This is a genomic window from Nocardia thraciensis (assembly GCF_054782435.1).
In genome coordinates, this window is record NZ_BAAGSM010000021.1 from 172,949 (window position 1) to 180,896 (window position 7,948).

The following is a 7,948-nucleotide window of genomic DNA, read 5'->3' on the forward strand; positions in this document are numbered from 1 at the left end:
CCGAGATATCCCACCCCGCAACCATTTCTCTCGTTCCCGGAGGCTCCCATGCCCTACGTCATCGGCATCGACACGGGCGGCACGTTCACCGATGCCTTCGTCGCCGACCGCACCAACCGGCTCGCCGCGGCCAAAACCCCTTCCACCCCACCGGATTTCGCCCGGGGATTCCTGACCGCGATCGACGATCTGGCCGGTGGGACGGGGGTCACGACCGCGCAACTGCTGTCGGAGACCGACTACATCGTGCACGGCACCACGTCCACGCTCAACGCGATCGTGACCGGCGACGTGGCCCGGGTCGGGTTCCTGACCACCCGCGGGCACGCCGACTCCATCGCGATCATGAACCTGGAGGGCCGCTACGCCGGTCTCGGCAGCGACGACATCCAGCACATGGCTCGCACCGCCAAACCGGCGCCCCTGGTACCGCGCGATCGCATCCGCGAGATCGACGAACGTATCGACTACAAGGGGGCGGTGATCGTCCCGCTCGACGAACACGCGGTGCGCGAGCAGGTGCGCGGGCTGCTGGCCGACGGCGTGGAGTCGATCGCGGTGAGCCTGCTGTGGTCGTTCCGAAACCCGGTGCACGAGCAGCGCATTCGCGACATCGTCCGGGCCGAGAACCCGGACGTGTACGTGGCGCTGTCCAGTGACGTGAGCCCGCGCATCCGCGAATACGGGCGCAGTGTCACGACGATCATGAACACTCAGGTCGGTCCCCGGCTGGCGGCCTATCTGCGGCCGCTCGAGGACGAGCTGAAAGACCGCGGTTTCACCGGGACACTGCTGGTGATGCAGGGCTCGGGTGGGTGCGTGTCATCGAAAGACGCGCCCTCGCATGCCATCACCACCATCGGCTCGGTACTCACCGGCGGCGTCATCGGCTGCCGCAACCTCGCCGACGCGCTCGGGCACCGCAACGTCATCTCCACCGACATGGGTGGAACCACGTTCCTGGTCGGGCTGATTCGCGACGGCCGCCCCGTCACCGCGACCTCGACCGTGCTCAACCAGTACACCGTCAGCACTCCGATGGTCGACGTGCACACCATCGGGTCCGGCGGCGGCGCGATCGCGTGGATCGACACGGGTGGCAACCTCCGCGTGGGCCCCCGCAGCGCGGGCGCCCGGCCGGGCCCGGCATGCTACGACGGTGGCGGCACCGAGCCGACGGTGACCGACGCCGATGTCGTGCTCGGCATCGTCAACCCGGACAACTTCCTGGGCGGCCGCAAGCGACTGTCGAAAGAGCTTGCCGCCGAGTCGATCCGGATACACATCGCCGAACCGCTCGGGCTGTCGGTGGCCGACGCGGCACAGGCCATCTACGCGATCCAGAACGCCCAGACCGCCGATCTGGTCCGCAAGGTGGTGGTGAACACCGGCCAGGATCCCCGCGACTTCGTGCTGTATTCCTTCGGTGGCGCCGGACCGGTCCACGCGGCCGGGTACTCGGCCGACCTCGGCGTCGCCGAGGTCGTCGTGCCGCTGGGGTCGACCGCGGCGGTGTTCTCCGCCTACGGCCTGGCCGCGTCGGACATCGTGCTGACCGCGGAGCGCAGCCGTCCGCACACCTTCCCGCCACCGGACGCCGCGGTGAACGAGGCCTATGCCGAACTGGAAGACGAACTGCGGCAACGCCTGCGCGATCAAGGCCTGCGGTTCGACACCGTGACCTATGAGCGGGAGGCCGACATTCGCTACACCATGCAGATGGCCGAGGTCTCGACTCCGGTCCCCGGCGGAGTGCTCGACACCACCGAGATCGCCGCCGTCGGAGCCGAATTCGAGCGCCGCTACGAGAGCATCTACGGCAAGGGCTCCGGCTTCGCCGAGGCCGGGCTGCAGGTGATCACCTACCGCGTGCGCGCCGTCGGGCACCTGCCCATCCGCCCGACCCTGCCCGAACACGCTGTGCGCGAGGGAGAACCCGTTCCCAGCGGCAGTCGCGAGGTCTTTCTCGACGTGGCCCATGGCCGGGAACCCGCCGCGATCTACGACTACACGGCGCTGGGCGCGGGCCATCATCTCGCCGGGCCCGCGGTGGTGGAGGCGCCCACGACCACCGTGGCACTACCGCGTGGCACCCGGGCCACCGTCGACCGGCTCGGCAATCTCGTCATCACCCACCGGTCCGCGGACGCGGACACCGATGTCACGAAGGAGGGCTGACCCATGCCCGCAGTTCCCGTGGCCGGTTCGGAACGCTTTGCCGTTCAACCGGATCCGCTCGCCCCCGATACCCGGTCGATCGGCGATGTCGCATTGCACCGGGTGGAGCCGGAGGAGGTCGCCGCCCTCGACCCGCTCACCTACGAGGTCGTGCGCCACCGTCTCGCCGCCATCACCGAGGAGATGGGCGACGCCATCAAGCGCATGAGTGGCTCGGTCGTCGTCACCGACTGCAACGACTTCGGCGCCGCCATCCTCGACGAGACCGGTGACACCGTCCAGGTCGGCCTCTACAACATGCAGCTGGCCGCCTCGGTCGACATGGCCGCGAAATGGACGCTGCACCACCGCGGTTCGAATCCCGGGTTCGGACCCGGCGACCTGTTCCTGTGCAACGACCCGTGGGTCGGCGGCGGGTTGCACCAGAACGACGTCACCGTGCTGGCGCCGCTGTTCCACGACGGCGAACTGTTCGGGTGGACCGCCGCCGTCGCCCACCAGGTCGATCTCGGCGGAGTTTCGCCCGGAAGCTGGTCGGTCGACGGGCGCGACGTGTTCTGGGAATCCATCCCCACACCGCCGGTCAAGATCGTCGAAAACGGCCGTCTGCGAGCCGATGTCGAGGATGCGTATCTGCGGCGGTCCCGCGTACCCAAGCTGGTCGCACTGGACCTGCGCGCGAAGATCGGCGCCAACAACGTCGCCCACGACCGGCTGCATGCTCTGATCGGCAAGTACGGCGCCCGCACGGTGAAGGCCGTCATGAAGCGGATGATGAACGACGCTGAGACCCGGGTGCGGGCGAAGCTCGCCGAACTCCCCGACGGCACCTGGGGTGCGGTCGCGCACCAGGACGGCGGCCGCTCCGGCGACCGCGCGATCCACAAGATCGTGCTGGCCATGACGAAGTCCGGCGATCGGCTGACCTTCGACTTCACCGGCACCGACCCGCAGGTGGACGGCATCATCAACTGCACCCTGGCCGGGCTGCGCGGCGGCATCATGCCGGTGCTGCTCACCATGCTGTGCCCCGACATCCCCTGGGCGCCCGGCGGTATCTACCGCGCCGTCGATATCGTCAGTGAGCCCGGCACGCTCAACAATTGCACCTTCCCCGCCGGTATCGGAAAGGCATCGGTGGCCTCCGCGTGGGCGACACAGAACGCCGTGTCCGAAACCGTCGCGGCCATGCTGGCCACCCACCCCGTGCATTCTCGCCAGCTGATGAGCGTGTGCTGCGGCACCTGGGATCTGACGCTGCTCGCGGGCGTCGATCAGCGCGGCGGCGGGTTCGTCACCATGCTGTGCGACGCCATGGCCGGTGGGCTCGGCGCCAAAACCGACGGCGACGGCGTCGACACCGGCGGCGAGAACTGCATACCGATGGGCCGCGTCGCCGACGTGGAGATCAACGAATTCAGCTTCCCCATCCTGTATCTGTGGCGTCGCGAGGAGACCGACTCCGGCGGTCCGGGCCGCTACCGCGGCGGCGTCGGCGCGTCGAGTTGCTTCATCCCGCACGACACCGGTCCGGACGGCCTGCATCTGGTGGTCTCCGCACCGGGCAAGGCCGTGCCCCAGGCGCCGGGGCTGTCCGGCGGCTATCCGGCCGCCACCCAGCACGATGTCCTCATCCGAAACAGTGCTGTCCGAGCGGAATTCGCTGCCGGACGCATTCCCGCGGCCTTCGACGACATGCGCGGCCACCGGGATGTCGTGCCGCCGCATCTCGAGACCGCCCTGGGGGCCGACGACGTCTACTACACGCACTGGCAGGGCGGCGGTGGCCTGGGCGACCCCTTCCATCGGGAACCCGAACTCGTCGCCGCGGACGTGTTGGCGCACAAGGTATCCCGTGACGCCGCACAGCAGGTGTACGGAGTCGTCCTCGACGATCGGGGAGACCCGGACATCGTCCGCACCACAGCGCACCGTCACCGTGCTCGCATCGAACGAGCAGGCGTGGCGGCCGTGCCCAGTACACCGGGAGGCCCGCGGTGATCATCGACATCAACCTCGAATCCGACAGTCACGGCGTGGTCCGGTGTCGGCACTGTGCGGCCGAGGTGGGTGCCTCGCCCCGAGAACCGCTGACGCGGGCCGTGACGCGAACCAGTGCCGCCTCCGCGGCGGGGCCGGGCATCAAGGAAGACCCAGCGCTGTTCACCGACCGCCCGATGGTGCTGCGGCAAGCGTTCTGTCCCGGCTGCCTGACGTTGCTGGCCACCGAGGTGGTGCCCGGCGACGAACCGAACTACCGAAAGTGGGCTCTGGCGTGAGTTATTCGAATATCGACCGGAAGGTCGTCGTCGTCACCGGCGCCGCGCAGGGCATCGGGGCCGGGTACGCCCGGAGACTGCACGAAGCAGGCGCCACCGTCGCCGCGGTCGACCTGTCCCCGGCCGTGCGGAACCTCACCCACTGCGCCTCGCACCACCTCGCCGACGTGGCCGATCCCGACAGTTGCCGCGCGCTGGCCGCCGAACTCGACGGCCGATACGGCCGCGTCGACGGCCTGATCAACAACGCCGCGATCTTCTCCACCCTCCGGATGAAACCGTTCTGGGAGATCGCTCCCGAGGAATGGGACCGGCTCATGGCCGTCAACCTGAAGGGGCCCTGGCTGCTCACCTCGACCCTGCTGCCGCTGCTGCGACGCTCCGATGCCGCCAGCATCGTCAATATCGGCTCCGATGCCGTGCAACTCGGCAGGTCCGGGTACCTGCACTACGTGGCCAGCAAAGGTGGCGTCACCGGGATGACGTTCTCGATGTCACACGAGCTGGGGGAGTACGGGATTCGCGTCAACACCCTCTCACCCGGCCCCGTCTACACCGAGGTAGCCCGGGAGACGGTCTCGCCGGAGCAGAAGGACGCCATGCTCGCCGCCCAGGCACTGCACCGCACCGCCGGTCCGGACGATATGACCAGCCTCGCGCTGTTCCTGCTCAGCGATGACAGCGGTTACGTTACGGGCCAGACGATTTCGGTCAACGGCGGGCTGGTGCACCGATGAGCGATACCGATGAGATCCGCCGGCTGGTCGCCACCTCCAGCCGCATCCTCGCCCGGCACGGGCACGGCGACTTCATCTGGGGTCACAGCTCCAGTCGCGATCCGGACGACCGTGGCGTCTGGATCAAGGCCAGCGGGTGGGGGCTCGACGAAATCACGCCGGCCCGAGTGCATTTGGTCGACCGGAGCGGAAAGGTCGTCGACGGCGAGGGGTCGGTGCAGTTCGAGTACCCGATCCACACCGAGATCATGGCCGCACGGCCCGACGTCGGCGGCGTGGTCCATACCCATGCACCACATGCCACCGCGCTGGCGGCCGCAGGCAAGCAGCTGCTGCCCGTGAGCCATGCGGCCAACTATTTCGTGCCCCCGGTGGTGCCGCGCTTCACCGCGACCGCGGATCTGATCATGACCGCCGACCTCGGCCGCGCCGTCGCCGACTGTCTCGGTGACGCCTCCGCCCTGTTCCTGGTGAACCACGGAATCGTCACGGTCGGGCCGGACTTGCCGACCGCGACCTTCGCGGCGCTGCTGCTGGAGCAGGCCGCCGAGCAGCAGCTGCGCGCCATGGGGTTCGGAGGCGCCCTGCAGTGGTCGAGCCCGGCGGAATCGCTGGCCAAACGCGAGCACATCTACAACCCCACCGCGATTCGCAAGGCATGGGACTACCTGGTGCGCACGTAGTCGAAGTCATCAGCGTCACCGCTCCAGCAACCGCAGGGTGTCGGCGAGCAACTCCTGCGTAGCTGCCGGAGGAACGATCGCGAGCCGATCGCGAGACAGCCGCCCGGCCAGCAGGACTCGGTCACCGACGAACAGGGCGCACCCGCCGCCGCACCCGGTACGGGATCCGGAAGAACCCGTCCCGCACCACGATCGGGCCGACGGTGCCCAGCACGATCGGATATCGGTGCTGACACCGCCGGACGTCTACCACCCTTTCCAACCGGACGGCGGCGCTGGGGTGGTTCGTGACGGATCGGGATGAGAAGGCCCCGGGTTGTAGGGATACGGGCTCAGGGCCGGGATCGGCGCGGTCATAGGATTCCTCCTCGGCGGTGTCGGTTCGCTGGTCACCGTGCCCTGTCAGCGCGGGGTCGGTGCCCTGATCGAGTACGCCGCACCCTGATGGGCGCGCTGCCTCGACGTGATGCGGTGACTCGGCTGCAATGGTTGTTGTTGCGTGAGCTGGCCGATGCGGGCGCGCCGGTGCCGTTGCGGGTTCTCGCCGCTGCTGCGCCCGGAGGGCGTAAGGCTGTCGGGGGTGTCGCTTCCTCATCTCGAACGCCGTGCGCTCGTGCACCGGCTGCTGCTGGCGTCGACGCCACGGTCGGGGGAAGGACTCCTCGGCCGCAGGCGGGGTCGCGGCGTGGGAGATCACGGCGGCCGGTATGCGGCAGCTGTCTGAGTTCGAGCGCGACGGCCGGGCGCGGCACCTGTCGCTGCGGACCCCGCGCGCCCGGGCCGCGTTCCGGGTCGGCGCGAGATTGCGGGTGCTGCGGATCGAGTCCGGCCGCACCGCCACCGATTTCGCGCGGCTATTGGGGTGGCCGAACGAAACGATTAGCCGGATCGAGCACGGGACGCGGCCCCCGACGCCCGCCGAGATCACGGCGTGGTGCCGATGCACCGGTGCTACGGCAGACACTTGCACGGCGCTCATCGCGCTGGCCGACACAGCTATCAGCAACCATCACCGTGGCTGGCACGCGCGGCGCGGCCGATACCGGTGACCACCGGTCACAAGCGCACGGGAGGTAATGCGGTTGGCTGGCAAGGTTTTCGAGAGGATCATGAGCGAATTCGGTTCTGGGATAAGGGTGATGGCATTGGGTGGTGTGGTCGATGGTGAGGACCGGGTGAGGGACTAGCTACTGAGGTCGGTCGCCGATATCGCGGATGTTCTGCGCTGTTCTGCGGATGCTGGGAAGGACGCGCTTGGTGGGCGTGGAGGCGTTGCGGGCGTTGCGGGAGTCGGGGCTGCTGGCGGCGCTGGCGCCGCGGGAGGTCGGCGGGTTCCAGGTCGGGCCGGTGACGGAGATGGAGTTGATCGAGGCGGTGAGCGCTGTCGACGGTGCGATCGGATGGTTGTACTGGGCGCTGGCCGTAGTACCGCGCGGGCGGCGATGCTGCCTGACGGGGCGGTAGAGGCGGTGTTCCCGCCGGGCGGTGGGTTTGCGTTGGTTGCGTTCCAGGAGCGGGCTTTCGGCAACAGTGTCGTTCCTACGCGTGCGGGGCTGCGGGTGGCGGGGCGGTGGCTGTTCGGCACCGGCGCCGCCTACGCCGGATATCGACGAGGTCAAAATCGTTGCCGCGGAACAGCTCCGCACAGCGATGGACAGACTGCGATCCTAGCCCGGTCGTGCGCTCGACGCGGTGACGACGCTGTCAGCGAAACCGGTTCGCACCGAGAGACACCGAACGTGTCTCGCTGGGGCGCGATACGAATCCCCCAGGAACTGGCGTATTGGCTCGTCGTCGTATCGATGGTTGGCTGACCTCACCGCCGGGGGGGCGACAACTCGCAGCTCCTCGGCTCACTCCGGTATTCGATGCGAAAGGGGTCCGCATGACCGGCCAGCCCCCACCGTACGGTCCGCACCAGCCCTCTGGTGGCGGCCTGCCGCCGACCGGGTTCCCGGCACCGCCAAGCGGCCCGCCGTTCCCGCCGCCGCGGAAAAAGCGGAGCGTGACACCGTTGCTCCTCGCCGGCGCCGGGGTACTCGTCGTTGTCGGGATCCTGGTTGCTGTCGGT

The 7,948-nt window shown here is 68.8% G+C and carries 7 protein-coding genes; all 7 read left to right on the plus strand.

Going from position 1 to position 7,948, the window contains the following annotated elements; all coding sequences use genetic code 11:
- The first annotated feature begins 48 nt into the window (after positions 1-48).
- The 7 genes from ACYVLQ_RS13660 to ACYVLQ_RS13690 all read left to right on the plus strand — a co-directional run bounded on the left by ACYVLQ_RS13660 (position 49) and on the right by ACYVLQ_RS13690 (position 7,341).
- Positions 49-2,178, plus strand: a complete 2,130-nt coding sequence (locus tag ACYVLQ_RS13660; RefSeq protein WP_460697818.1) for a hydantoinase/oxoprolinase family protein — start codon at positions 49-51, stop codon at positions 2,176-2,178.
- A gap of 3 nt (positions 2,179-2,181) precedes the next feature.
- Positions 2,182-4,179 (plus strand): hydantoinase B/oxoprolinase family protein, encoded by a 1,998-nt coding sequence (locus ACYVLQ_RS13665; RefSeq protein WP_460697819.1) that lies wholly within the window; start codon positions 2,182-2,184, stop codon positions 4,177-4,179.
- Entirely contained in the window at positions 4,176-4,457 is a 282-nt protein-coding gene (locus ACYVLQ_RS13670) for a hypothetical protein (protein WP_460697820.1), read from the plus strand. Before ACYVLQ_RS13665 ends, ACYVLQ_RS13670 begins: the two co-directional genes overlap by 4 nt.
- Positions 4,454-5,194, plus strand: coding sequence for an SDR family NAD(P)-dependent oxidoreductase (locus ACYVLQ_RS13675; protein ID WP_460697821.1), 741 nt, complete (start codon positions 4,454-4,456; stop codon positions 5,192-5,194). Before ACYVLQ_RS13670 ends, ACYVLQ_RS13675 begins: the two co-directional genes overlap by 4 nt.
- Positions 5,191-5,877 (plus strand): class II aldolase/adducin family protein, encoded by a 687-nt coding sequence (locus ACYVLQ_RS13680; protein WP_460697822.1) that lies wholly within the window; start codon positions 5,191-5,193, stop codon positions 5,875-5,877. The genes ACYVLQ_RS13675 and ACYVLQ_RS13680 overlap by 4 nt, the downstream gene beginning before the upstream one ends.
- A 707-nt stretch (positions 5,878-6,584) precedes the next feature.
- Positions 6,585-6,926 (plus strand): helix-turn-helix domain-containing protein, encoded by a 342-nt coding sequence (locus ACYVLQ_RS13685; protein WP_460697823.1) that lies wholly within the window; start codon positions 6,585-6,587, stop codon positions 6,924-6,926.
- Positions 6,927-7,113: 187 nt separating this feature from the next.
- Positions 7,114-7,341, plus strand: coding sequence for an acyl-CoA dehydrogenase family protein (locus ACYVLQ_RS13690; protein WP_460697824.1), 228 nt, complete (start codon positions 7,114-7,116; stop codon positions 7,339-7,341).
- Positions 7,342-7,948 lie beyond the last annotated feature (607 nt).